General features: G+C 64.6%; 24 protein-coding genes. 13 read left to right on the top strand and 11 right to left on the bottom strand.

The features are described from left to right. Position 1 precedes the first annotated feature (1 nt). Complete coding sequence (locus FQ755_RS06460) at positions 2-799, top strand: ATP-binding cassette domain-containing protein (RefSeq protein ID WP_144152296.1); 798 nt, start codon at positions 2-4, stop codon at positions 797-799. Positions 800-828: 29 nt separating this feature from the next. Next, a complete protein-coding gene (locus FQ755_RS06455) occupies positions 829-2,058 on the top strand; it encodes an ROK family transcriptional regulator (RefSeq protein ID WP_144152294.1) in 1,230 nt (409 codons plus the stop codon). 33 nt (positions 2,059-2,091) lie between these two features. Here the strand turns inward: FQ755_RS06455 and FQ755_RS06450 are convergent, their stop codons facing one another. Then, a complete protein-coding gene (locus FQ755_RS06450; RefSeq protein WP_144152292.1) occupies positions 2,092-5,160 on the bottom strand; it encodes a transglycosylase domain-containing protein in 3,069 nt (1,022 codons plus the stop codon). Between the two features lie 253 nt (positions 5,161-5,413). After that, a complete protein-coding gene (locus tag FQ755_RS06445; protein WP_144152290.1) occupies positions 5,414-6,364 on the bottom strand; it encodes a LysR family transcriptional regulator in 951 nt (316 codons plus the stop codon). Positions 6,365-6,467: 103 nt separating this feature from the next. On the opposite strand from FQ755_RS06445, the gene FQ755_RS06440 reads away from it, so the two are divergent. From FQ755_RS06440 to FQ755_RS06410, 7 genes are all read left to right on the top strand, one after another. After that, positions 6,468-7,397 (top strand): dihydrodipicolinate synthase family protein, encoded by a 930-nt coding sequence (locus FQ755_RS06440; RefSeq protein ID WP_144152288.1) that lies wholly within the window; start codon positions 6,468-6,470, stop codon positions 7,395-7,397. A 429-nt stretch (positions 7,398-7,826) separates the two neighbouring features. After that, positions 7,827-8,399, top strand: coding sequence for an RNA polymerase sigma factor (locus tag FQ755_RS06435; RefSeq protein WP_144152286.1), 573 nt, complete (start codon positions 7,827-7,829; stop codon positions 8,397-8,399). Next, entirely contained in the window at positions 8,399-9,184 is a 786-nt protein-coding gene (locus FQ755_RS06430) for an anti-sigma factor domain-containing protein (protein WP_144152284.1), read from the top strand. Before FQ755_RS06435 ends, FQ755_RS06430 begins: the two co-directional genes overlap by 1 nt. Positions 9,185-9,243: 59 nt before the next feature. Further along, on the top strand, positions 9,244-10,521 hold the full coding sequence (locus FQ755_RS06425) for an NAD(P)/FAD-dependent oxidoreductase (protein WP_144152282.1): 1,278 nt from the start codon (positions 9,244-9,246) through the stop codon (positions 10,519-10,521). Between the two features lie 70 nt (positions 10,522-10,591). Next, on the top strand, positions 10,592-11,287 hold the full coding sequence (locus tag FQ755_RS06420; RefSeq protein WP_144152280.1) for a TetR family transcriptional regulator: 696 nt from the start codon (positions 10,592-10,594) through the stop codon (positions 11,285-11,287). Between the two features lie 171 nt (positions 11,288-11,458). Next, positions 11,459-11,788, top strand: coding sequence for a hypothetical protein (locus tag FQ755_RS06415; protein ID WP_144152278.1), 330 nt, complete (start codon positions 11,459-11,461; stop codon positions 11,786-11,788). A 129-nt stretch (positions 11,789-11,917) separates the two neighbouring features. After that, positions 11,918-12,178: a hypothetical protein gene (locus FQ755_RS06410; protein WP_144152277.1), complete on the top strand. Its 261-nt coding sequence runs from the start codon at positions 11,918-11,920 to the stop codon at positions 12,176-12,178. Positions 12,179-12,228: 50 nt separating this feature from the next. Here FQ755_RS06410 and FQ755_RS06405 read toward each other — a convergent pair whose 3' ends face one another. From FQ755_RS06405 to FQ755_RS06380, 6 genes are all read right to left on the bottom strand, one after another. Next, positions 12,229-12,564 (bottom strand): hypothetical protein, encoded by a 336-nt coding sequence (locus tag FQ755_RS06405; RefSeq protein WP_144152275.1) that lies wholly within the window; start codon positions 12,562-12,564, stop codon positions 12,229-12,231. 12 nt (positions 12,565-12,576) lie between these two features. After that, positions 12,577-13,344 (bottom strand): AraC family transcriptional regulator, encoded by a 768-nt coding sequence (locus FQ755_RS06400; protein WP_144152273.1) that lies wholly within the window; start codon positions 13,342-13,344, stop codon positions 12,577-12,579. Positions 13,345-13,555: 211 nt separating this feature from the next. Next, the gene (locus FQ755_RS06395; protein WP_144152271.1) at positions 13,556-14,842 is read right to left on the bottom strand and encodes an FAD-dependent oxidoreductase; all 1,287 of its coding nucleotides are present in this window, start codon (positions 14,840-14,842) and stop codon (positions 13,556-13,558) included. Beyond that, a complete protein-coding gene (locus tag FQ755_RS06390; RefSeq protein WP_144152269.1) occupies positions 14,839-15,105 on the bottom strand; it encodes a (2Fe-2S)-binding protein in 267 nt (88 codons plus the stop codon). The genes FQ755_RS06395 and FQ755_RS06390 overlap by 4 nt, the downstream gene beginning before the upstream one ends. Next, entirely contained in the window at positions 15,098-16,234 is a 1,137-nt protein-coding gene (locus FQ755_RS06385) for an NAD(P)/FAD-dependent oxidoreductase (RefSeq protein ID WP_144152267.1), read from the bottom strand. Before FQ755_RS06385 ends, FQ755_RS06390 begins: the two co-directional genes overlap by 8 nt. After that, complete coding sequence (locus FQ755_RS06380) at positions 16,231-17,178, bottom strand: 4-hydroxyproline epimerase (RefSeq protein ID WP_144152265.1); 948 nt, start codon at positions 17,176-17,178, stop codon at positions 16,231-16,233. Before FQ755_RS06380 ends, FQ755_RS06385 begins: the two co-directional genes overlap by 4 nt. Positions 17,179-17,366: 188 nt before the next feature. On the opposite strand from FQ755_RS06380, the gene FQ755_RS06375 reads away from it, so the two are divergent. Continuing rightward, entirely contained in the window at positions 17,367-18,272 is a 906-nt protein-coding gene (locus FQ755_RS06375; RefSeq protein WP_144152264.1) for a dihydrodipicolinate synthase family protein, read from the top strand. A gap of 50 nt (positions 18,273-18,322) precedes the next feature. On the opposite strand, the gene FQ755_RS06370 is transcribed toward FQ755_RS06375, so the two are convergent. Then, positions 18,323-19,042 carry a response regulator transcription factor gene (locus tag FQ755_RS06370; protein WP_144152262.1) on the bottom strand — a complete coding sequence of 240 codons (720 nt, stop codon included), beginning with the start codon at positions 19,040-19,042 and terminating at the stop codon, positions 18,323-18,325. A gap of 238 nt (positions 19,043-19,280) precedes the next feature. Between FQ755_RS06370 and FQ755_RS38630 the strand changes: the two genes are divergently transcribed. Both FQ755_RS38630 and FQ755_RS06365 read left to right on the top strand, forming a co-directional pair. Continuing rightward, positions 19,281-19,715: an MFS transporter gene (locus FQ755_RS38630; RefSeq protein ID WP_409937178.1), complete on the top strand. Its 435-nt coding sequence runs from the start codon at positions 19,281-19,283 to the stop codon at positions 19,713-19,715. Continuing rightward, on the top strand, positions 19,670-20,815 hold the full coding sequence (locus tag FQ755_RS06365; protein ID WP_409937193.1) for an MFS transporter: 1,146 nt from the start codon (positions 19,670-19,672) through the stop codon (positions 20,813-20,815). Before FQ755_RS38630 ends, FQ755_RS06365 begins: the two co-directional genes overlap by 46 nt. 164 nt (positions 20,816-20,979) lie before the next feature. Here FQ755_RS06365 and FQ755_RS06360 read toward each other — a convergent pair whose 3' ends face one another. After that, complete coding sequence (locus tag FQ755_RS06360) at positions 20,980-21,252, bottom strand: hypothetical protein (RefSeq protein ID WP_144152260.1); 273 nt, start codon at positions 21,250-21,252, stop codon at positions 20,980-20,982. Between the two features lie 207 nt (positions 21,253-21,459). After that, complete coding sequence (locus tag FQ755_RS06355) at positions 21,460-21,891, bottom strand: DoxX family protein (RefSeq protein WP_144152258.1); 432 nt, start codon at positions 21,889-21,891, stop codon at positions 21,460-21,462. 264 nt (positions 21,892-22,155) lie between these two features. Here FQ755_RS06355 and FQ755_RS06350 point away from each other — a divergent pair, with 264 nt between their 5' ends. Then, positions 22,156-22,881, top strand: coding sequence for a DeoR/GlpR family DNA-binding transcription regulator (locus FQ755_RS06350; protein ID WP_144152256.1), 726 nt, complete (start codon positions 22,156-22,158; stop codon positions 22,879-22,881). The last annotated feature ends 19 nt before the right edge of the window (positions 22,882-22,900 follow it).

Below are 22,900 nucleotides of genomic sequence, written 5' to 3'. Positions count from 1 at the left end.
CATGTCCACCCCTCAAACTGCTGCTAACACGACGCCTGTTCTGCAGGCTCGCGGGCTCGTCAAGCGCTACGGCCAGGTCACGGCCCTCGACGGTTGCGATTTCGAAGTGCTGCCCGGCGAAATCATGGCCGTGATCGGCGACAACGGCGCAGGAAAATCGTCGCTGATCAAGGCGCTTTCGGGCGCGACCGTACCGGACGAAGGCGAGATTCTTCTCGACGGCAAGCCCGTAAAGTTTCGCAGTCCTTTAGATGCGCGCGAGCAAGGCATCGAAACCGTCTATCAGGACCTTGCGGTTGCGCCGGCCATGAGCATTGCCGAGAACCTGTTTCTGGCGCGTGAACTCGTCAAACCCGGCTGGCGCGGCTCGATCTTCAGGATGATCGACAAGCGCCGCATGCTCGAAGAAGCCACCGCGCATATGAAGGGCCTGCAAATCGGCATCCGTTCGATGCGCCAGGCGGTCGAAACGCTTTCCGGCGGTCAACGCCAGGGCGTTGCGGTGGCGCGGAGTGCGGCCTTCGCGCGCCATGTGGTGATTCTCGACGAGCCGACCGCCGCGCTCGGCGTGAAAGAAGGCAACATGGTGCTCGAACTGATCCGGCGCGTGCGCGAGCGCGGCCTGCCGGTGATCCTGATCAGCCACAACATGCCGCACGTGTTCGAGATCGCCGATCGCATCCACATTCAGCGGCTAGGGCGGCGCGCGGCGCTGGTGAACACCAAAGACATCCACATGTCCGAAGCCGTCGCCATCATGACGGGCGCCAAGGAAGCGGACGTCAAGGCCATCGCATGATGCGCCTTCCCTGCTGACGGGTCATCATCATGGATACCCACGGCACCCGCTCGCCGCTCAAGCGCACGGTCGGCTCGAATCAGGTCGGCATGCGGCAATTCAACGAGCGGATCGTACTGCAGGCGATCCGCCTGCACGGCCCGCTCGCCAAAGCCGACGTGGGGCGCCTGACCCGCCTGTCGATGCAGACCGTGTCGATGATCGTCGACCGTCTGATCGACGACGGGCTGCTTGCGCGGCAACCCCGGGTGCGTGGACGCATCGGCCAGCCGTCGGTGCCGATCGCATTGCGGCCGGAAGGCGCTTATACGATCGGCATCAAGGTCGGGCGGCGCAGCCTCGATGTGCTCGCCATGGATTTCGTGGGGCATGTTTGCAGCCGTGACGTGCTCGAATATGCATATCCCGATCCAAAGGTGCTGTTTCCTGCACTCGAGAGCAAGCTCGCGCGTCTAAACGAGACGCTGGGTGAGCGCGCCAAACAGGTGGTCGGCGTGGGCGTGGCCGCGCCGCTGTGGCTGGGCGGCTGGCGAGATTTTTTGGGCGCGCCGCCAGATGCGCTCGAAGCGTGGCACGACATCGATATCCGCGCGCGTATCGCGGCCATTACTGGCTTGCCCGTCGAGTTTGCCAAGGACACCACCGCCGCGTGCGCCGCCGAACTCGTGATGGGTCAGGGACGCGGCATTCACAATTTTCTTTATCTGTTCGTCGGGACGTTTATTGGCGGCGGACTGGTGATCGATGGGCGGCTGCATGGGGGTCCGCACAACAATGCGGGCGCGGTCGGCTCGATTCCGCTTGCGGGTAATGCTGCGAGCTCGTTGGGTGCGCGTCAATTGCTGCACGCGGCGTCGGGGTTTGTGCTGGAACGGCTGCTTGACGACGCCGGCGCACCGCCCGCCGCCGCGCACGACCATCGCGCGCTTGCGCCGGAATGGTGGCGAGTGACGGAGCAATGGCTGGATACGGCCTGTCCCGCGATTGCCGGTGCGCTGATCAACGCAACCGCCCTGCTCGATCTCGAAGCCGTAGTGATAGATGGCGAGCTCGATCGTCAACTGGTGCGCGAGATCATTCGGCGTACCGAGCGTGTACTGGATGGCTTCGAGTGGGAAGGGATGGTGCGTCCGCAATTGCTCGAAGGAACCATCGGCGCGGATGCACGGGCGATGGGCGGGGCAATTTTGCCGCTATATGCGCATTTTGCGCCGGTACATGAGCTGTTTCTTAAACCGGCGGCAGAGGCAGGGTATTAAGGCTCAGGTGTTCTGATTTAGAACCACCGCCCATTAACTCCGCTTCGCCGCGCCGCCTTCGTCCGCCGCCTTCTTCTCATCCACCAACGGCTGCAAAACCGGCGCCAGCGACTTCAGCAACTGCACCGACATCGCACTGGTAAAGTCATACCGCGCCGCATATGGCTCGTGCACATAAGCCGTCAACGTGCCGTAGAACCGGTCGCCCATCATGAACACGAACGTCGCGCTCCGGTTGACCTTGCGCGACTCGATCAGCCTGCCGCCCTTCGCCCACACTTCAAAACGCTGATCCCCCGTACCGGTTTTCCCATACACCGGCAACGTCTTGCCGTCGGGGAACGTCATGCCATCCGCGAGACGCTTGGCCGTGCCGCCCTGCACCACATCGCTCAACATGCCGCGCACGACCTTGACGATCTGCGGCGACAACTGCGCCTGCGGCGCGAGCGTCGCACGCACGAAATGCGTTTCGTATGGCGTGTCTTTGGCGAAATCGAGTGACGCAATGCTTTCTGTCGGCACCTTGTCGCCGCCGTTCGAGATCACGCCAATCAGTTGCGCCAACGCCGCCGGCCGGTCGCCGGATGCACCGATTGCCGCAGCGTAGGACGGCGTCAGATTGGCGAACGGATAGCCCAGCGCCTGCCATGAATCGCCGATCGCAGCATAGGCGCGCAGTTCGATCATGCGTTTGATACGGCGGTCCTGCGTGGCGTGATAGCGCGTCCTGTAGAGCCACGCATACGTCGAGACGCGCACGTCGCTGCTGGCGGCCTGAACCTGATCGAGCGTGGCATCCGGATGCTCGCGCAGATAATTGACCAGCCACAATTCCAGCGGATGCACACGTGCGATATAACCGCGATCGTTCAGATTGAAGCGGTCCATGCCGTACTTGGTGTAGAGCGCGGCAAGATCGTCGTCGCCGAGCCATTCTGCGGGCGTGCCTTTGAGTTGCGCGCGCATCTGCGCGTCGAACCAGCCCTGCGCGCCGTTCGGCGCCACGCTGCGCAACACCGTGGCGATCTTCGGCGGCGACTTGTGCACGCTGTGCAGCATCAGGGCCAACGCCTCATCGGGCGTCTTGCCGTGATACTTCAGGTAGAAGCGCTTCATATAGACACGGCTTTCCTGATCGACAAAGCGGCCGAGGTACAACTGGCGGGCGGCGGGATCGTCGAGCCATTGCGTCGAAGGCCCGGAGGTCTGAATCATTTCGTAGTGCACGATATCGCGCATCAGCCGCACGAAGACCAGATTCACCGAGTGCTGGAAGGCGCGCTGCACGGTCAGAATCTGGCCGTTGTCGCTCGACTCGAAATTGGTGAAGGTCTGCGCGCCGCCGCCCGTATAGAACGTTTCGCCCGCGTTGGCCGAATATTTCCGCTGTATCGCGGCGTCGAGCATGGCTTGCAGCGAATGGTCCGGTGTTTTGCTCAGATAGTCGAGCGCCCAGCGGGTCAGCGCGTCTTGCGGATCGGGTTGAACACGTTTCAGATCGGCCACGCTCAGCGAGGCATAACGGTCGTGTAGAGCGGAGACGATCTGCAGATACGTGATGACGGTGCGCAGCTTCGCGGTGGAACCCAGATTCAACCGCGCGCCCGAATTGATGTCGAACGGCTGGTTGACGCTGTCCGTCTGCACGCGCACGAGGTTCGCGCCGTCGTGCCGCTCGTACAACGTCAGGCTATAGGTGATCTTCGAAGGATCGTCGCCGGGGCGCAGCATTTCGAACCCATACAGGCCGGCTGCCTGCGCTCCGTCTTTGGTGCCCGCCGCTGCGAGCCGTTCGCTCACCGCCAGTTGAACCGCGTTATTGAGCGTGCCGGTGGCTTGCAGGTCGAGCCGGTCCAGTTCATAAAAACTTCTTAGACCCAACGCATCGAGCAGATGCGCGCGCATCGAGGTCACTGCTTTACGGCTGATAAACGAGTCATCGGCTTGCAGTAACGGCGTCGGATTCAGCGCGATCTGCGCGCTGAGCGCCGCATCGCGCAGCGACGTCGAGATCACGCCGCCCGTGGCGAGCAGCCGCAAATAGCTGTCCGTCATGCGTTCCAGCTCGCCATAGCCGTGATGCAGAAAGTACGACGGCGCGCGCTGCGCAATCATCAGCGACAACACCTGGCGGAACGCCAGCGCCTGTTCGGTGAGATTATCGGCCGAGGCCGGCGCGCTGAGAATCGCATTCACCTCGTTGAAATCGCGCCCGTACCACGCCGCGAGCCCATCCCCCAAACCGTTGATCTCGCCAATGCCCGGTTGCGCCGACAGCGGCACCGAGTTCAGATACTGCACGACGATTTCGCGCCGCGCCGGCATGGTCTGCGGTCCGTTCAGATAGGCGCGCACCGAAGCGGACGCGATCTGGCGCAACTTTTCCGGCGGCGTCGCGGTGCGTCCATCCGGCGAGTGACGGAATTTCTCGATCTGGGTGGCGAGCGTGCTGCCGCCCGGCTGCAACTGATGCCGGTTGAAAATCCGCACGCCCTGGTCGAGCAAAGCGTGACCGAAACGGCCCCAGTCGATTGCCGGATTGCGGTTCGGCTGGTTGGCGTCGAGCAGTTCACGGTCTTCCACAAACAGCAGCGAGTTGACGACCACAGGCGGAATCGCTTCGAAACCGCTGTAGATCCGGCGCGGATAAGTCGCGTCGAAAAGCGCCGCGCCAGTACCGTCGAACAGTTGCAGGCCGGCTTGATCCTTCTCCTGATAAGGCAGGAACAGGCCGTCGTCGGCGAGCGCGAGCATGCGTTCCGAGTCGCGCGCCTGCGAGGTCACCACGAAACCGCGCGCGCTCAGCCGTTGCTGAAACGAAGGCAGCAAGGCGTAGCCGAGCCGTTCGTCGTAAGGGCCGTGATTGATGGGGAAGCGGATATTGGGGCTCACGCCGTCCGCGAGCGTGTAGCCGACGTCGCGCGTCAATTCGGAGAGATAGCGCGCCTGCAGACGGGAGGTTTCGATTTCGATCTGGCAAAGCTTTGCCAGGATTGCCAGCGCCACCAGCAAGGCGGCGACCAGCGACCATTTAAACCATTTCCACGCCGACGTACCCCCGGCAGCGCGGAGCTGAAACCGAACGAGTGGCCGATTCATGGCGGCATCTCCCCGCAGGCACGCACCCGAGAATCAGGCCTGCTTTCCGCTCAGTGTAGCGCGGAACGGACGATTTCAAATGGTCCGAAAAACCCTTTGAGTCTCGCGCCAACAACACCGTTTCAACGAGGCATGGCGCAGCGGCTTGTGAAGTGCGATATTGAGGGTTTCAGCGCCCGGAAGGTCAAAAGTCCCCTAATTTCCGGGCCGCCCTAGCTTTCCCCGCTGTTAACTTCCCCGCTGTTACCTTGCCTCATGCCACCTTACGTGCTCGCATGGTTTTTTGTTCACGCAGCAAGCGGATGAACTGCTCCGCGGGCGGCGACAGCACACCGCCTTTGCGCGACACAATCCCGAACGTCTGCGACTGGGATTTCAGCTTGACCGGCAAGATACGCAGCAACTTGTGCCTGACGAACAGTTCGGCAATCCCGGTCGGCAGCACCGACACCAGATCCGCCGCCTGCTGCAATAGCGCGACCGTGACGAAAGTCGACGCGGTGGAAATCGGACTGGCGGGCATGCTCATGCCGGCCAGATCCATCTCACGTTCCAGCAGCGCGTGCAGCGGCATGTGACTGGGATACGTCACCCAGCGGTGGCCGGCCAGATCGCGCAGACTCATCGCCCTGCGCGACATTGGCGGATGGCTCATGCCCACCACCACGCAGAGCGGTTCGTCGCCCAGCGGCTGATACTGATATCGCGACGGATCCGCACTGACCGCGGCGCGCCCAATCACGAGATCGAGACGTCCTTCGTCCAGCTGCAAAAGCATCCGCGCGCTGGTGTCTTCAACGATCTCGATCGACAGATTCGGCTGGCTTGCATGCAGCGTGTTCAGCACCGGCACCACGGCGTCCGGAATCGCGCCCATGATGGCGCCGATCGCCAGCCGCCCGCCGCGCCCCGAGCGGATTTCCGCAATGTCCTGGCAAAGCGAGGTCAGATCCGTGGCCACCAGCCGCGCATAGCGGATCACGCAGTGGCCGAACTGATTGGCGATCATGCCGCTTTTCGAGCGCTCGAAAAGCGGCGCTTCCAGCATCGACTCCAGTTCCTGCAGCGCCTTGCTTGCCGCCGACTGCGTCATGGACATCGCGCTAGCCGCCTTGTGCAGCGACTTGTGGTCGTCGAGCGCGATCAGCAGTTGCAGCTGCTTCATGCGCAGGCGCGACAGCAGCACGTTCAGCGTATTTTTCATGTGAGTCGTAAAAGTGATCACGGCATGGAAACAATTCACTATACAGGCCGAAACGGGGCGTCGTATAGTCGAAGCTGGAGACAACTACCTAGACCCAATCATCATGAACCCGGCAACCAGCCAGACGTATCGCGGCGTATTCCCCGTCGCGCCGACCATCTTCGACGACGAAGGCCGTCTCGATCTCGAAGGCCAGAAACGCTGCATCGATTTCATGATCGATGCGGGTTCCAACGGCCTGTGCATCCTCGCGAATTTTTCCGAACAGTTTTCGCTGTCCGACGACGAGCGCAGCACGCTGATGCACCTCGTGCTCGAACACGTCGCCGGCCGCGTGCCGGTGATCGTCACCACCACGCATTACAGTTCGCACCAGTGTGCGTTGCGCAGCCGCGCCGCCCAGGACGCGGGCGCCGCGATGGTGATGATCATGCCGCCATATCACGGCGCGACGATCCGCGTCGGCGAGCGCGGCATCTACGAGTTCTACAAGAAAGTGTCGGACGCGATCGATATTCCGATCATGATCCAGGATGCGCCGGTGGCCGGCACGGCGCTGTCGGCGCCGTTCCTCGCGAGAATGGCGCGCGAGCTGACCAACGTCTCGTACTTCAAGGTGGAAACGCCGCAGGCCGCATCGAAGCTGCGCGAATTGATCGAGTTGGGTGGCGACGCGATCGTCGGTCCGTGGGACGGCGAGGAAGCCATCACGCTGATGGCCGATCTGGATGCGGGCGCAACCGGTGCGATGACGGGCGGCGGCTATCCCGACGGCATCCGCCAGATCGTCGACGCCTACGCCGCCGGCGACACGGAACTCGCCGCCGCGAATTATCAGCGCTGGCTGCCGCTCATCAACTACGAGAATCGCCAGGGCGGTCTCGCCACGCCGAAGGCATTGATGAAAGAAGGCGGCGTGATCCGCTCGGACGCGGTGCGCCATCCGCTGCTGCCGATGCATCCGGCCACGCGTGCAGGTCTCCTGACGATTGCCCGGCGCCTCGACCCGATCGTCCTGAGCTGGGGCAAATAAGGCAGGCGGTAAGACGCTGCCTCAGGCAGCGTCCCCGATACGCCAAGGCAACACCCGCTCATTCCGGTCAAGCCAGCCGCACTGCTGCAATCCGCCGACTGGCCTGACCGTGCTGCCGAATGAGCCTTCCCTATGCATCTTGACTGCTTATGCGCCGGACGTTTGCTGTCCTGCCCGGCATATTGCCGTCCCCTGCGCCCGCAGGCGCCCGATCACGGCTCTGGTCGCCCCGCTCCGCCCCGCCCTCCCTACCCTGCGCCTGGCCGCTGGAACGGGCTTCGGCTCTCGACGCAGACCTGCCTAACTCGCCACATACGTCGCCATATACGTCGCCAGCTTCGGACAGGATGCAGGCGGACGCAAAAAAACCACATATAACGCCGCACGGAAATTGAGTAACATAGCCCGCATGCCATCACTCAATCGTCCATGACCGCCAACACTCGCGAACTCACGCCGGAAACGCTCACAGCGCTCCTCGAACGCATTGCCAAAGCAGACGCCGCGGCACTGCGGGAGTTATATGACGCGGCGGCACCGAAACTGTTTGGCCTCGCGCTCCGTATATTGAGCAAGCACGAGTGGGCCGAAGAGGTCCTGCAAGACAGTTTCGTCAACATCTGGCGTTACGCGGGCGACTACCGGCGCGGTTTGTCGGCCCCCATGACGTGGATGTCGGCAATCGTCCGCAATCGTGCACTCGACCACCTGCGGCGGGTTAATACGCAGGAAACCGAATGGAGTGATGCGTTGGACGACCTCGTGGCCACGGGAGACCCCGATCCGGAAACGCTTTCGGCCGTCAGCCTGCAGGCGCGGCTACTGGACGGGTGCATGCAGCAGCTGGAGCCGGCCCAGCGGCAAGCGGTGGCGCTGGCTTATCTGCGCGACCAGAGCCACAGTGAGATTGCCGAAACGCTGACGGTGCCGCTTGGCACGGTCAAGTCGTGGATCCGGCGCGGCCTGGCCAAACTGAAAAGCTGCCTCGGCGGGGGACTCTGATGAACCTGCATCGGTATCCTCAACTGGTGGACCTGCTGGCGGCCGAATATGCGCTTGGCACCTTGCGTGGCGGCGCCCGGCGGCGCCTGCAGATGTACGCGGAACACGACGTGGTGATCCGCCGCTCGCTCGAAGAATGGCAACAACGCCTCGAACCGATGGCCGAACTCGTGCCGCCGCGCATGCCGTCGGCGGCGGTCTGGGAAGCGATCGAACAGCGCCTCGGGATCGTCACCGCGCGCGGCACGCTCACGAGCCGCACGCCGGGCGAACAGGCAGCGCCTCCGGCGCGGCGCTGGATCGACAACCTCGCCTTCTGGCGCGGCTGGGCCATCGGCGTCACGGCGCTCGCGGCAATTGCCGTGTTCATCGCCGTGCGTTCGCTCCTGCCGCTGAACGGCAACCCGACCGAGACCGCGCAGACCACCGCGCAGCCAGCCGAGACCGAGGTCTCGCATGTTGCAGTGCTCAACGACAAGAACGCCCAGCCGATCATGGTGGTGGCGTGGGACGAAGCCCATTCGACCATGACGCTGCACCGCCTCGGCGACCTCCAGCTTCCGGCCGACCGGGCGATGCAGTTGTGGGGCATCCCCGCTAGCGGCCATCCGGTCTCCCTCGGCGTGCTGCCCAACAGCGGCAACGGCAAGGTTCCCGCGGCGCAGCAACGGCCGGAGAGCTACGCGGCGCTCGCCATCTCGATCGAACCGCCAGGCGGCTCGCCGAATCCGGACGGCCCGAGCGGTCCGGTGGTATTCAGCGGCAAGCTGTTGCCGGTGTCCTGATCTCAACGTCTTATGCCGGCGTCTGCTAACTCGATAGCAAGCGCCGGCCGTTTCCGCTTATGCAAAGTTTTTACGAAGCAACCGTGGTGCGCCCCGAGCGGGCGCGGCTGACCGGCAGGCATGCCGCTGACGTGTGCATTATCGGCGGCGGCCTCGCGGGATTATCGACGGCGCTCGGTCTCGTCGAACGCGGCGTGCGCGATGTCGTCGTGCTTGAAGCGCAACAGGTGGGCTTCGGCGCCTCCGGGCGCAACGGCGGATTCGTGTTCGGCGGCTACAGCCTCGACTGCGCCGATCTGCTGAAGATCCTCGGACCATCACGCGCCCGCGAGCTCTACACGCTCACCACCGACTCGGTCGATCTGATGCGGCGGCGCATCGCGCGCTACGGCATCGAATGCGATGCGACCCATGCGGGCGTGATCCTCGCCAACTGGTTCGACGAGCCCGCCCGGCTCGAGACGCAGCGCCGTCTGATGAAAGACTCGTTTGGCGTCGACTGGGAGCCGGTCGACCCGGCCACGCTCGCGGCGCAACTGAAAACGCGCCGCTATCACGGCGGCCTCTTCGAGCGCAACGCGTTCCACTTTCACCCGCTCAAATATGTGCTCGGCGTCGCTTCGGCAGTCGCCGCAGCCGGCGCACGGATTTACGAGCATTCGCCCGTGGTGCGGCTGCAGCGGCAAGGCGGCGGCTTTCTGGTCGAGACGGCCGAGGGCGCAGTCGAAGCCCGCCAGGTGGTGATGGCCGGCGGCGGCTACGCACGCAACCTCTATCCGCGCGTCGAACGCGCGGTGCTGCCGATCGCCACCTACGTCATGGCCACGGAACCGCTCGGCGCGCGCCTGCAGGAAGCACTCGACACCTCCGCGGCGATCTACGACACCCGCTTCGCCTTCGATTACTACCGGCCGCTGCCCGACACGCGCATCCTGTGGGGCGGCCGCATTTCCATTCTCAACCGCGAGCCGCAGACCATCGCCCGGCTGCTGCGACGCGACTTGCTGAAGGTCTATCCGCAGCTTCACGATGTGCGGATCGGACACGCATGGGGCGGTCTGATGAGCTATGCGCGCCACAAGATGCCGCAGATCGGCCAGAGCACCGACGGCGTCTGGTATGCGGTCGGCTTCGGTGGCCACGGCATGGCGCCCACCACCGTGTCCGGCGAGTTGCTGGCCGCGGCGATTGCCGGCGAACGGCCGGTTCCGGAAGCGTTCGCCGCCTTCGGTCTGACGCCTGCATTCGGCTCGATCGGGCTCGCCGCCGCGCAGTTGACCTATACCGCCATGCAGGCGCGCGACGCGCTGGCAGCCCGCCGAGGGCCGTCGTCCTGAGTGCGCCGATGCTCCAGAACAGCGATTTCCTACATGCTAGAATGCGCCGTCATCGCCGCTGAAATACCCAATGAAAAAGGGAAGCAAAGCCGCCGCGCCCGATCACAGCGGCATCCCGTCTGAACCGCCGCGTGCCGACGCCCGACGCAAGTACGACCCCGAAGAGACGAAGCGCAATATCCTCGAAGTCGCGACCCAGGAGTTCTCCGCCATGGGACTCACCGGCGCGCGCGTGGATGCCATCGCCGAGCGCACCAGCACCACCAAGCGGATGCTGTACTACTACTTCGAAAGCAAGGAAGGGTTGTACCAGGCAGTACTGGAGAAGGTCTATAGCGACATTCGCGCGCTCGAACAGGACCTGCACGTCAGCGAGCTCGATCCGGCGGAAGGTATGTGCAAGCTGGTCGAATTCACCTTCGACTATCACGACCGACATCGTGACTTCGTGCGCCTCATCGCCATCGAAAACATTCACGGCGCGAAGTACGTCGAGCGGTTGAAGACGTTCAAGAACAGCAATGCGAGCGCAATTCATACCATCGAAGATCTGCTGGCGCGCGGCGTCGCGAGCGGCCAGTTTCGCAACGACGTGGATGCCATCGACCTGCATCTGCTGATCAGTTCATTGTGCTTTCACCGCGTCGGCAATCGCCATACGTTCGGCACCGCGTTTGGCCGCGACCCGTCGCATCCGCGCTTGCGCACACGTCACCAGGCGATGATCGTCGACGCCGTGATGCGTTTTCTGCGCAACGAAGCCTGAGCTGCCGACGATAAAAACCGCCTGCATCGGCGGTCGATGGGCCGGCGCGCACGACCCGCGCGTCCGGGGTACGCTTTTTTCGCCGATATAATGGCACCTTACCTGCCATCCTGCGCAGCGCGCCGCCAACGCCCGGGGCCACGCGCAAGAACCGAGACCCTCTGGAGACATATGAAGAAGTTTGCCGTAGTCCTGTCCGTCCCTCTCCTTCTCAGCGCCTGCGCGTATTTCCAGAACCCGGATTCGGGCGAGCCCGTGATCGACGGCAATACGCAGCGCCCCGTCAACGACGTGGTGTCCTGCATGACTCAGGAAGCCGCCAAACATCACGCCACCTTCAAGACCACGCCGCTGCCGGAAGGGCAAATGCTCGACTTTGGCGACTCGAATGTCGTCAAGATCCGTGCGGACAACGGCGCCACCACCTACCGTTTCTACGCCGGCAAGCGTCACGCGGACAATCTGTGGATTGAGGGCGCGAGCAAAACCTGTGCGCCGTGACGGTAAGTTCCGGTAATCAATACCGGAACGAAACTATGCGAACCTGCCGCCGGAGAGCCGGGTCTTAAGAATGGTTTAAGTCTTCGGCCCCATGATCCACGGACAATGAGAAAGCAGGAGGTTCGCACCATGAGCACCACCACTCGCGACACGCAGGAAGGCGCCGCGCCGGCCAAAAAGCCCACCATGCTGCGCCGGCTTCTGAGCCATCATGAACTGGCCACGCTGCTGCTGTTGCTGCACGCGCCGATCGACGCGTTCGCCAAGCCCGAAATTCCGATGCTGCATGAGGCTGGCCTTGTCGAAACGGTGGCCAGTGAAGCCGGTGCGCCGAGCATTCGTCTGACGCCGGAAGGCAATGCGGTCCTGCGGGGTCTCGGCATCCGCTAAGGGCTGACGTTCCCGCCTCGGTTCGCGCTTCAGCTTCTGTTTCAACCGCCTTACGCCTGCCATACGGCATAGCCGGCTTCACGCAGCCCTATCGCCAGTTCCACTTCCATGTCCCGTGCGCCGTCGTAGGGCATCGGGTTGAATACTTCATACAGCTCCGGCATCAACCGCAGGCCATAATCGCGCACATAGCGATTCGCCTGAATCCCCGCCTTGTGGCGGTCAAAGCGCAGATCCGGGTCGAGACCTGTCATTCCCACATAAACGCAAGGCTTGTCGAACCGGTAATCCGGATTCGAGCGGCGAAAGCGCGCCTCATTCCAGACCGTGTCCGACAATGCGACGACATAGACGTAATAGTGGTGACCCGGATGACGACGCGCCATGCGATGCGGCTCTCAGCCTGGCGTGGTCCCATGCAGCAGCATGCGATATTCGGTGGGAGTGATGCCGACTGTTGCCTTGAACTGCCGCGTGAACGCACTGTGATCGGTGTAGCCGCACAGCGCGGCCACGTCCGTGACCTTGTCGTGCGACACCAGCAGCGCGGTGGCCGCATCCAGGCGCGTTTTCAGCAGCACCTGGCGCGGCGTGAGATGAAACACCTTGTGGAAATAGCGCTCGAGTTGCGCCACCGACATATCCGCCATCGCCGCCAACTGTTTCAGGTTGAGCGGCTGCACGTAATTTTCCTGGATGTACTGTACGACGGCGGCGAGGCGGCTATAAGCGGGATGACTGCCCTCATCCGCTTTCAGGTCACGCGAAATGCCGGCCAGCCCTACGACGCGCCCCGCAGGATCGCGCAACGGCTGCTTGCAGGTGAGACACCAGCCCGGTTGCCGCCCGGGATACAAATGCAGTTCCAGTTGATCGACCATCTGGCTGCCGACATTGATGATCGCCATGTCCTGCGCCGTGTAGATGCGGCCGAAGCGGCGCGGAAAAACATCCTCGGCGGTCTTGCCGAGCAGTGCGGCCTTATCCTTGTAGCCGCAGCGCGATGCCAGCGTGCGGTTCACCAGCGCGTAGCGCGCCTCGGCGTCCTTGACGAAAAACACCACGTCCGGCATCGCGTCGAAAACCGGCTCCAGCAGCGTGAAATGCGAGAGCATGCCGGTCAGCGTGGCGTCGGCTGGGTCGAGCGGGTGAGCCAGCGTGTTCATCTTGCGTGTCCCGTGCATCCGGTGCGGTGGTCTTGTGCGCTGATTATAGGGCCGCGAAAAGTGCGGTGAAAAAATCCGCGTGTCGCAAGGTTGCGTTTCCTGCCAGGTCGCGGCGTGACAATTGGGCGGTGTGCCACGTTAGTACGGTGCTGCGGTGCGCTGCTACGCGGCCCTGCGGCCGTGCGGCGCGCCGCGGCGCGGCAGCCCGCCTTCACGTCGGCTGCGCCAACTCCGGCGCGCTTGCAGCCATCAGCGTCCCGATCTGCGCAGGCTGGAATGGCGGACGCGGCTGCGTCGTCTGCCAACCGAAATACGTGCTGCAAGCCGTGCCGCAGATGCGTCCCTGGCACGCGCCCATACCGCAGCGGGTGTGCAGCCTGGCGGCGCGCCAGTCGGAATGAGCACGCACGTCGCCGAGCGTCACGTCTTCGCAGCGGCATAGCAGCGTGTCGTCCGCGGGGAGCGCGCGGGCCGCTTCGGTCAGCGTGAAAGTGTCTTCGACGCGCTGGGCAAAACGCTGCCAGCGCGCGCGTTGAGCCCGCAGCGTACCCGGCAATTCGGACGACGCGGCGCTTGCGACACCCCCTGCAATCTCCCCTTCGACGCGCGCCAGTTCCATGCCACCGACGCCGGTGCACTCGCCCGCCGCCAGCACACCTTCGACGGAAGTCCGCTGCATGTCGTCGACCTGAATCGCGCCGCGTGCGTCGAGCGTACATCCCAGCGCCTGCGCAAGCGTGACATTCGGCACGAGACCATAGCCGCACGCGATGCGATCGCAAGCCAGCGTGATCTCGCGTTCGCCACGCAGCACCGTCACCTCTTCGACCTTGCCCGCGCCGCGCGCCTCGCGCACGACACTGCCCGTCAGATAGCGCAACCCTGCAAAGCCGCGCGTCAACTGTGCCGCCTGCAGCAGTTTCGCCGGCGTCGCCACCAGCGAAGCCGCGAAGCGCGCCAGCGTGACGGCGCTCGCCTGCTCGACCACCGCCGCCACCTGAGCGCCCGCCGCGCGAGCGGTGGCGAGCGACGCCAGCAGCAACGGTCCGCTGCCCGCGATGACGACGCGCTCGCCGCGCACCGGTGTACCGCCTTTGATCAACGCTTGCAGCGCGCCCGCGCCGGTCACGCCGGGCAGCGTCCAGCCCGCGAACGGCAGCAGCCGCTCACGGGCGCCGGTCGCCAGAATCAGCCGTTCGTAACCGACGCGTATGCCGCCGTGCTCGGCCGATTCGAGCAACAGCGCGCGCGGCGCGAGCGGCGCGACCACGCGCGCCGCAGACCAGACAGTCAGATTCGCATGCGCCTCCAGCGCGCGCTGAACCTCCCGCAATGGCGCTTGAGGCGCGTGTCCCGGACCCTGCCGCCAGACCTGGCCGCCGACGCGGGGATTGTCGTCCACGAGAGCGACCCGCGCGCCCGCCTGCGCCGCCGCGCGCGCCGCATGCAAGCCGGCCGGACCCGCGCCGACGACCACCACGTCATAGCGATGATTCACGCCGGCCCCGTCGTGTGAATGATCTGGCCGTCGCGGCAGACCGTCTGGCAGGCGAGCGCATGCGCCCGGCCGTCGATGGTGACGCGGCATTCCTGGCACACGCCCATGCCGCAGAGGGCCGAGCGTGGTTGGCCGCTCACCGAGGTGCGCGTGCCGCGCAGTCCTGCTATCGATAGCGCCGCCGCCACCAGCGTGCCTGCCTCCACTTCGATCGTGCGGGCATCGATCGTCACGCGAATCCGTTCGCCGGCGACGCTAGACATGCATGACTCCCTCGGTGAATCGTTGCGGTAAATACGGCTCGAACGGGATAGCCGTGGCGTCGCCGGTGATCTGCGCCGCCAGCAGTTTCGCCGTCGCCAGCGACGTGGTCACGCCCAGCCCCTCGTGCCCTACGGCGAGCCACACGCCTGTCGCGCCCTTCACGCCCGCATCCATGCGGCCGATCAGCGGCAAACCATCCGGCGTCGCCGCACGAAAGCCCGTCCATGCGCGGATGCCGTTAAGCGTCGGCAGGGCCGGCAGATAGCGCGCGGCACGCTGCAGCATCTGCGCGAGTACGGGCATCTCGACGGCGGGATCGGTGGTGTCGAACTGGCGCGAAGAGCCGATCAGCACCTGCCCGGTCGGCCGTGGCTGCGCGTTGAAAGCCACCGAGGTTCCAGTCGCGTGATGCGCGCTTTTGATGTAGCCGAGTTCGAGCAGTTGATGGCGGATCAGGCCCGGATAGCGGTCCGTAATCAGCAGATGCCCCTTCTTCGGCTGCAATGGCAGCGACGGCACCAGCGCCTGCGCACCGATGCCGTTCGCGACGATCACATGGGCGGCGCAGCGGCGCTCGCCGCTTGCCTGGGTGACGCTCTGCGCGTCGACTGCGGACACTGGCGTTCCGAGGCGCACGCGGATGTTCATGGCATGCGGCGATTGCGTGAGCAACCACTCCGCTGCGGTGGGCGCATACACGATGCTGTCGTGTCCGATGCGCAAGCCACCCGCCATATCAGGCGCGAGCGCCGGTTCGGCGGCGCGCAACGCCGCGCTATCGAGCAACTGCGCGGCCACTCCGCGCGCCGCGAATGCATCGTGCATGGCGCGCGCGGCTTGCCATTCTTCGTCGTCGGCGGCCACCCATAACGTGCCGCAGCGCGAAAACGCATCGCGCTCGCGCAGTTGCGGCGCGAGTTCGAGCCACAGGTCGCGCGAATACGCGCTCAGCGCAAATTCCGCGGGCGAGTCGTTCATCACGACAATGTGGCCCATCCCCGCCGCCGTCGCGCCGCCGCCGATGCCGTGACTATCGAGCACCTCGACCTGCATGCCGCGCGCGGCCAGTTCCGCCGCGCAGGCCGCGCCGACAATCCCCGCCCCGACGATAAGCGCGTCCGCCGTCATGCCGCGCGCAAACCCCAGGCAAACGGATCGCGCTCGTCGAAACACAAGCGCCCTTCCGCCATGATGTGCGCGTGGCCGGTGATGGTCGGCACCACCGTCATACCGTCGCCGCTGCGTCGATAAGCGGCTTCGAACACGCTGCCGATAATGCTTTCCTGGCGCCACACCGCGCCCTCGGCGAGCTTGCCGTCGGCGGCCAGACACGCCACCTTCGCGCTGGTGCCGGTGCCGCACGGCGAGCGGTCGTAGGCATTGCCCGGACACAGCACGAAACTGCGGCTGTCGATACCCTCGCGCGAGCCCGGCCCGAACAATTCGATATGATCGATCAGGGCGCCTTCCGCGCCGCTGATGCGCTGGGCGCTCAAGGCGTCGCGGATTGCCGAAGTGAAGGTGGTCAGCTCGGCGATGTGCCGCGCTTCGAGCGCGCGGCCGTGCTCGGCGACGAGGAAAAACCAGTTGCCGCCCCACGCGATATCCCCGCTGAACACGCCGTAACCGGGCACCTCGACGCTCACCGCCTGGCGGTATCGATAGGCCGGCACATTGCGTACCGAGACGCTGCCGTCCGCGTTGAGCGTGGCGTCGACAATCCCGACCGGCGTTTCGATGCGGTGCTGGCCGGGTCCGATACGCCCCATGTGCGCCAGGGACACCACGAGCCCGATGGTGCCGTGTCCGCACATGCCGAGGTAGCCGACGTTATTGAAGAAGATCACGCCGGCCGCGCAATCGTCCGCGTCCGGCTCGCATAGCAGCGCGCCCACCACCACGTCCGAACCGCGCGGCTCCGTGACGATGCCCGCGCGCCAGTCGTCGCAGCGGCTGCGAAATACTTCCAGCCGCTCGGCCAGCGTGCCGCTGCCGAGATCCGGGCCGCCGGACACCACGAGGCGGGTCGGTTCACCGCCGGTGTGCGAATCAATCACGTTCAAGGTTTTCATGCCGCCATGTTAAAAACGCCCGCGCGACGAGTCTTGGCGCCATTGCGCGTAGATCGTGACGATTTCAGCACAGACCCGCCGCGCGGCGGTTATGCTGAAATCGTCATCCCGCACGCGCCAATGACGCAAGACGGCGGCTTTTTCCCTGCTTAAAATTCAGTCAACTCATCGCACTCAGGAGAGAAGCCGTGGCGCATATCTGGGAAGGCGTATTGCCGGCAGTCACCACCAAGTTCAACGCGGATTTCAGCATAGACCGGGCGTGGACGAAGAAGAACATCGAAGCACAGATCGACGCGGGCGTGGATGGAATTATCGTGTGCGGCTCGCTTGGCGAAGCCTCGACCCTCTCGCTCGACGAAAAGCTCGAGGTGCTCGATATCGCGGTGGACGCCTCCCGAAGCCGGGTGCCGGTGCTGCTGACGATTGCCGAAAACAGCACGCTCGACGGCTGCCGCCAGGCCGAAGCCGGCGCGAAGCGCGGCGCGGCCGGTTATATGGTGCTGCCGGGCCTGCGTTACCTGTCGGACCGCCGCGAAACGCTGCACCACTTCCGCAGCGTGGCGAGCGCCAGCGCCTTGCCGCTGATGATCTACAACAATCCGCTTGCCTATGGCGTGGACATGACGCCGGAGATGTTTGCCGAGATCGCCGACGAAAAGAAGATCGTCGCCATCAAGGAGTCGTGCGGTGACGTGCGCCGCGTCACGGATCTGATCAATGCGGTGGGCGATCGCTACGCCATTCTGTGCGGCGTGGACAACCTCGCCATGGAAGCCATCCTGATGGGCGCGCACGGCTGGGTGGCGGGTCTCGTCTGCGCGTTCCCGCGTGAGACGGTGGCAATCTACAAACTGATCAAGGCGGGACGCGTCGAAGAAGCCCGCGCCATCTACCGCTGGTTTGCGCCGCTGCTCGCGCTCGACGTCTCGCCGAAGCTGGTGCAGAACATCAAGCTCGCCGAGGCGATGGTCGGACTCGGCACGGAACCGGTGCGGCCGCCGCGTCTGCCGCTGGCCGGCGACGAACGCAAAGCGGTCGAAGCCCTGATTCGTCACTCGCTCGAAACCCGTCCGGCTTTGCCGGCGCTCTAAGCCGCGCCGACGTCACTCACGGCGGCGCGGGCGCGCCGCATGAATGGAGATCAGGCCGCCGCTTTCTCGATATGCGCGTCGTCCTGATGCAGGCTCAGCAGACGGTAGCCGCTCTTGTAGACCGGTTGCAGACGGAAGCCGCTGTCCTCGTCGATTTCGAGCAGGAGACGCAGACGCGACACGTGGCTGTCGATGGTGCGGGTGAACTCGCGGAATTCGCGGCCCCAGACCATCGCGAAAATATGATCGCGCGACATCACGCGGCCAATGTTGGCGAAGAACAGCGACGCCAGCCGATACTGCGTCCCCGACAATTGCACCGGCTCGCCGCGCAACGTGACGAGCTGACGATGCGCGTCGAAGTGATACGGACCGGCGTCGAAGCTCGCCACCCGGTGACGATCCGGATAAGCACGCCGCAGCAGCGCGGAGATGCGCTCGCGGAACTCGGCCGGGCGCACCGGCAGCGCGACGTAGTCATCCACGCCCGCGGCGAAGGCCCGCACGGCGGCCGCCTCTGAATTGTCCGACGACACGAACACGACCGGCATCCGGTCGCCGCCGACAGCCCGCACCGACCTCAATACATCTACCCCCGACAGGCGCACGCCGTTCCAGTCCAGCACGAGCAGATCGACGGTGGAGCGCGCGAGAGCCTTCGACATGGAAAGGCCGTCGTCAAAAGTCACACAGGAATGGCCGGCCAGCACCAGAATCTTTTCGATCGTCTGGCGCTGCACGGGGTCGCGTTGAAGAATGGCAATACGCATGAGGATGGCTCTCAACTGATGGGTCGGACGCGATTCTGTGAGTCGCATCGCTGCCCGCCCATAGGAACACTCCGAATTTTGCCGTCAAGCGGCGGCGTCTGACAGACCTGCATCACGCGCCGACAGATGCGTCCTGCATTAGCCGTCTTTGAGAACCAGGCAGACGCCTCCATGGGCATCGTCGACACTTCACGCCACACCGAAACGTCGCGTGCCGCGCGGGACTACGATGTGTCTCATGAATACGACCCACGTCTCCTTCACCCGCGCCATCGCCCTGATTGTCGGGACGGTCAGCGTCGGGTTCGTCGTCACGCAGCTCGACGTGACGATCGTCAACATCGCACTGGCGAAAATCAGCGCGGATCTGCACGCGAGCGTCGCCGGCCTGCAATGGATCGTCGACGCCTACACGCTGGCTTTCGCGGTCCTGATGCTGTCCGCCGGCGTGCTCGGCGACCGGCTCGGTGCGCGCCGCATGTATGCCGCCGGCATCGTGATTTTCGCGCTGGGCTCGCTCGGTTGCGGTCTCGCGCTCAGCGACGTCACGCTGGTCGCCTCGCGGGCGCTGCAGGGCGTCGGCGCGGCCGCCATGCTGCCCAACTCGCTGGCGCTGCTCAATCAGGCCTGCTCGCACGATCCCAGACTGCGGGCGCGGGCGGTAGGGCTCTGACCGCCGCCGGCGCCGTTTCGATCGCGGCCGGCCCGGTAGTCGGCGGTCTGCTGATTGCGGGATTCGGCTGGCGCAGCATCTTTCTCGTCAATCTGCCTTTGTGCGCAGCGGGTCTCCTGGCGACTTTCGCGTGGATCCCGCAGCCCGATGCGAAGCCGGCGGGAACGATGCGCACCTCTACCTCGGACTCCGAAGCATCGCAGACGGCCCACGAGCCTGCTGCGCCGCCACGCGGCATCGACCTGCCCGGCCAGGTGCTCGCCGTCGTCACGCTGACCGCCTTCACCGGCGCGGTCATCGAATGGCGTCCGCTCGGCCCTCTCCATCCGCTCGTCGCGGGCGGCTTTGTGCTGTCAGTGCTTGCGGGCCTGGCCTTCGTGATCACCGAGTCGCGCGTCGCGATGCCGATGCTGCCGCTCGCCCTGTTTCGCAAGCGCACCTTCAGCGCCGCCGTGCTGTTCGGCATCTGCGTGAATCTGACGTACTACGGCATGGTGTTCGTGCTAAGTCTGTATCTGCAACGCGTGCGCGGCTACACGCCGTTACAGGCGGGGCTCGCGTTCCTGCCGCTGACCGGCGGCTTTCTGGTGTCGAACCTCGTGAGCGGCTGGGTGGTTGGGCGCTATGGCGCGCGCGTGCCGATGATCTGCGGCGCGATCATTGGCGGCCTGGGCTACGGGCTGCTGCATCTCGTGGATGCGACCACGCCGCTCATCGGCCTGCTGCTGCCGTTCCTGCTGATCCCCTCCGGCATGGGCCTCGCGGTGCCGGCCATGACAACCGCCGTGCTCGCGTCGGTCGAGAAGCGGCGCGCCGGCACCGCGTCGGCGGTGCTGAATACGGCGCGGCAAGCGGGCGGCGCCGTCGGCGTCGCGGCGTTCGGCGCGCTGGTCAGTGGGGGCGGCGGGCACATCGTGCCGGGTATGCAGGCCGCCACCGCGATCTCCGCGGGCTTGCTGTTGACGGCGCTGATGCTGGCGTGCCTCGTCCACCCGCATCCCCACGCGCAGGCATCTGAAGACGACGATGCGGAAAGGGCCAATTTGCGCTCCGTTGGCGCCGCTGGCCCAGGCGGGGTGAAGCAAAGCGAGGCCAAATGAGGTGAAGAAAGCGCGACGCCCACGCTGCCTGCACAGCGTGGGCGTCGTCGGGCCCGATGCTTTCTTTGTCCGCGCAACGGCTTTGCCGGCGGGTCATGACGCACGGCCAATGGCCCGCGGCCCCGGCCATAGCCGCGGCCACGACCGCATGCAAAGTCTGCGTGTTACAGCGGGGCTTCCTGAATCGTGCCGGTATCCAGCGCGCGCTGAATCAGACCTTCGCTCTCTACCTTGCGGATCGCGTCATCGATCAACTTGGCCGGTTCCTCGATCTCGGCCTTGATCGCGCCCAGAAAGCCCGATGCATCGAGGACCACCAGCGTTTTCGCGGAGTCGGCGAGACTGATGATCACGCGATGCGGCGTCGGCCCTTCGCCGAGGCTCGCGCAAAATTGCATGACTTCGCCGCCGATCGTTTGCTCAAAACTTTGGATCATTATTTGACTCCTTGCGGACAACCTGAATCGAAGAGACCTGCGAACTTACGCCATGCTCACGCAATCTTGATGCCACGTGGATGAAGGCCACTGATCACGCCGCTTCTTATGTCACCTTTCATGCCGCTCTTCATGTCACCCTTCGTGCGCGTTCTGCATCGCGCGATGCGGCGGCCAGCCCAGCCGGCGGGCCTTTGTGTACGCCGCTCAGCGCCCCAAGCCGCTGCGTGGCGCCCGCGCCCCATCGATGCTGATACCGCCCGCGCCGGTCACGAACAGCAGCAGGAAACCACCCGCAATCCCAATGTTCTTCCAGAAGTGGATCACCATGTCATGCTGAACGACGGGGTCCGTCACGTTCCAGAAATCGTGGCCGAGCACAGCGGTCGCCACGGTGTACACGGCAAGAAGGAGCGCCAGCGGGCGAATCTTGAAACCGACCACCAGCAGCAGACCGCCGAGCCCCTCGACGGCAGTGGCGAGCGGCGCCGCAATCTGGACGAATGGCACCCCTTTGGAGTTCAGATACCCGACGAAGCCGGCATATCCCAGCAATTTCATCACGCCACCCCATAAGAACAATACAGCCAGCGCGAGACGTGCGATGAAAATTACGCCGGAATCGACGGGACGCGTCATGAGAGGGGCTCCTGAAAATGAATAAGCAGAAGACCGGGCTGCGCGCCGTCAGTTCCCGGACATCGCCTGTCAGAATATGCCCATTGAGCGGCTTTTCCAAGCGAAAGCGCGCTGTAACAGCCTGTTACAAGGAGAATTCTTCCGCTCGGAATGAGTGCGATTGAACGGTAGATCGCTCGCCGCACCTCGCCGCTCTTGTTATAATTCTTTCACGATTTCGAACGAAATATAACGCACCCTTTGCGTCACGGGCCCGGGACTTCCATGCTGAAAACTGATCGCCTACGCGCGCTCGCCGACGCGCTGGCCAGACAAAACGTGATGCGACTGCGCGATGCGGCCGCGCTACTCGGGGTGTCGGAAATGACGGTGCGCCGCGACGTTGCGGCCAGCCCCGGGCAATTCACCTATCTCGGCGGCTACATCGTCAGCGCCACGGACGTGCCGAACACCGCCGGTTATTCGCTCGAACAGGAGAAGGACCACTTCGCGCAGGCCAAGGCCGAAGCCTCGGCATACGCCGCCAAGCTGATCTCCGATAACGAAACGCTGTTCATCGACTGCGGCACCACCCTCACCACGCTGGCCCGGCTGATTCCGGCCGAGCGGCACGTCACCGTGGTGTGCTATTCGCTGAACGTGGCGGAAATCCTGCGCCGCAAGCCCAATGTGCGGATGATCCTGCTCGGCGGGGTTTATGTGCCGTCATCGGATTCGTTCGCCGGCGAGGAAAGCATCGAGATGCTGCGCCGCATGGGTATCAACAAGGCGTTCATTTCGGCGGGCGGCGTGGATCAGGCGCGCGGCGTGACGTGCTGGAATTTCCATGAGGTCGCGCTCAAGCAGGCGGCCATGGCAAGCGCCGTCGAACGGCACCTCGTGGTGGACACCAGCAAGTTCGGCGCGGTCAAGGCGGTCCGCTTCTCACAGGTCGACGACTTCGATTCCATCATCACCGAGAAAGGCCAGGAGTTGCGCGGGCGCGCATGACGGCTCATCGAGGAACCCT

This window comes from Paraburkholderia sp. BCC1885, from assembly GCF_900996235.1.
Classification (GTDB): Bacteria; Pseudomonadota; Gammaproteobacteria; order Burkholderiales; family Burkholderiaceae; genus Paraburkholderia.
Note: the sequence above shows the minus strand (reverse complement) of the source record. Positions and strands in the feature narration are given on the sequence as shown.

Excerpts from the sequence above, each read along its gene's own strand:
- FQ755_RS06460 (WP_144152296.1), top strand. The coding sequence starts at position 2 with ATGTCCACCCCTCAAACTGCTGCTAACACGACGCCTGTTCTGCAGGCT.
- FQ755_RS06435 (WP_144152286.1), top strand. The coding sequence starts at position 7,827 with ATGACCGCCAACACTCGCGAACTCACGCCGGAAACGCTCACAGCGCTC.
- FQ755_RS06420 (WP_144152280.1), top strand. The coding sequence starts at position 10,592 with ATGAAAAAGGGAAGCAAAGCCGCCGCGCCCGATCACAGCGGCATCCCG.
- FQ755_RS06450 (WP_144152292.1), bottom strand. The coding sequence starts at position 5,160 with ATGAATCGGCCACTCGTTCGGTTTCAGCTCCGCGCTGCCGGGGGTACG.
- FQ755_RS06360 (WP_144152260.1), bottom strand. The coding sequence starts at position 21,252 with ATGATCCAAAGTTTTGAGCAAACGATCGGCGGCGAAGTCATGCAATTT.
- FQ755_RS06440 (WP_144152288.1), top strand. The coding sequence starts at position 6,468 with ATGAACCCGGCAACCAGCCAGACGTATCGCGGCGTATTCCCCGTCGCG.
- FQ755_RS06445 (WP_144152290.1), bottom strand. The coding sequence starts at position 6,364 with ATGAAAAATACGCTGAACGTGCTGCTGTCGCGCCTGCGCATGAAGCAG.
- FQ755_RS06430 (WP_144152284.1), top strand. The coding sequence starts at position 8,399 with ATGAACCTGCATCGGTATCCTCAACTGGTGGACCTGCTGGCGGCCGAA.
- FQ755_RS06410 (WP_144152277.1), top strand. The coding sequence starts at position 11,918 with ATGAGCACCACCACTCGCGACACGCAGGAAGGCGCCGCGCCGGCCAAA.
- FQ755_RS06455 (WP_144152294.1), top strand. The coding sequence starts at position 829 with ATGGATACCCACGGCACCCGCTCGCCGCTCAAGCGCACGGTCGGCTCG.
- FQ755_RS38630 (WP_409937178.1), top strand. The coding sequence starts at position 19,281 with ATGAATACGACCCACGTCTCCTTCACCCGCGCCATCGCCCTGATTGTC.
- FQ755_RS06425 (WP_144152282.1), top strand. The coding sequence starts at position 9,244 with ATGCAAAGTTTTTACGAAGCAACCGTGGTGCGCCCCGAGCGGGCGCGG.
- FQ755_RS06400 (WP_144152273.1), bottom strand. The coding sequence starts at position 13,344 with ATGAACACGCTGGCTCACCCGCTCGACCCAGCCGACGCCACGCTGACC.
- FQ755_RS06350 (WP_144152256.1), top strand. The coding sequence starts at position 22,156 with ATGCTGAAAACTGATCGCCTACGCGCGCTCGCCGACGCGCTGGCCAGA.
- FQ755_RS06390 (WP_144152269.1), bottom strand. The coding sequence starts at position 15,105 with ATGTCTAGCGTCGCCGGCGAACGGATTCGCGTGACGATCGATGCCCGC.
- FQ755_RS06380 (WP_144152265.1), bottom strand. The coding sequence starts at position 17,178 with ATGAAAACCTTGAACGTGATTGATTCGCACACCGGCGGTGAACCGACC.
- FQ755_RS06355 (WP_144152258.1), bottom strand. The coding sequence starts at position 21,891 with ATGACGCGTCCCGTCGATTCCGGCGTAATTTTCATCGCACGTCTCGCG.
- FQ755_RS06370 (WP_144152262.1), bottom strand. The coding sequence starts at position 19,042 with ATGCGTATTGCCATTCTTCAACGCGACCCCGTGCAGCGCCAGACGATC.
- FQ755_RS06385 (WP_144152267.1), bottom strand. The coding sequence starts at position 16,234 with ATGACGGCGGACGCGCTTATCGTCGGGGCGGGGATTGTCGGCGCGGCC.
- FQ755_RS06415 (WP_144152278.1), top strand. The coding sequence starts at position 11,459 with ATGAAGAAGTTTGCCGTAGTCCTGTCCGTCCCTCTCCTTCTCAGCGCC.
- FQ755_RS06405 (WP_144152275.1), bottom strand. The coding sequence starts at position 12,564 with ATGGCGCGTCGTCATCCGGGTCACCACTATTACGTCTATGTCGTCGCA.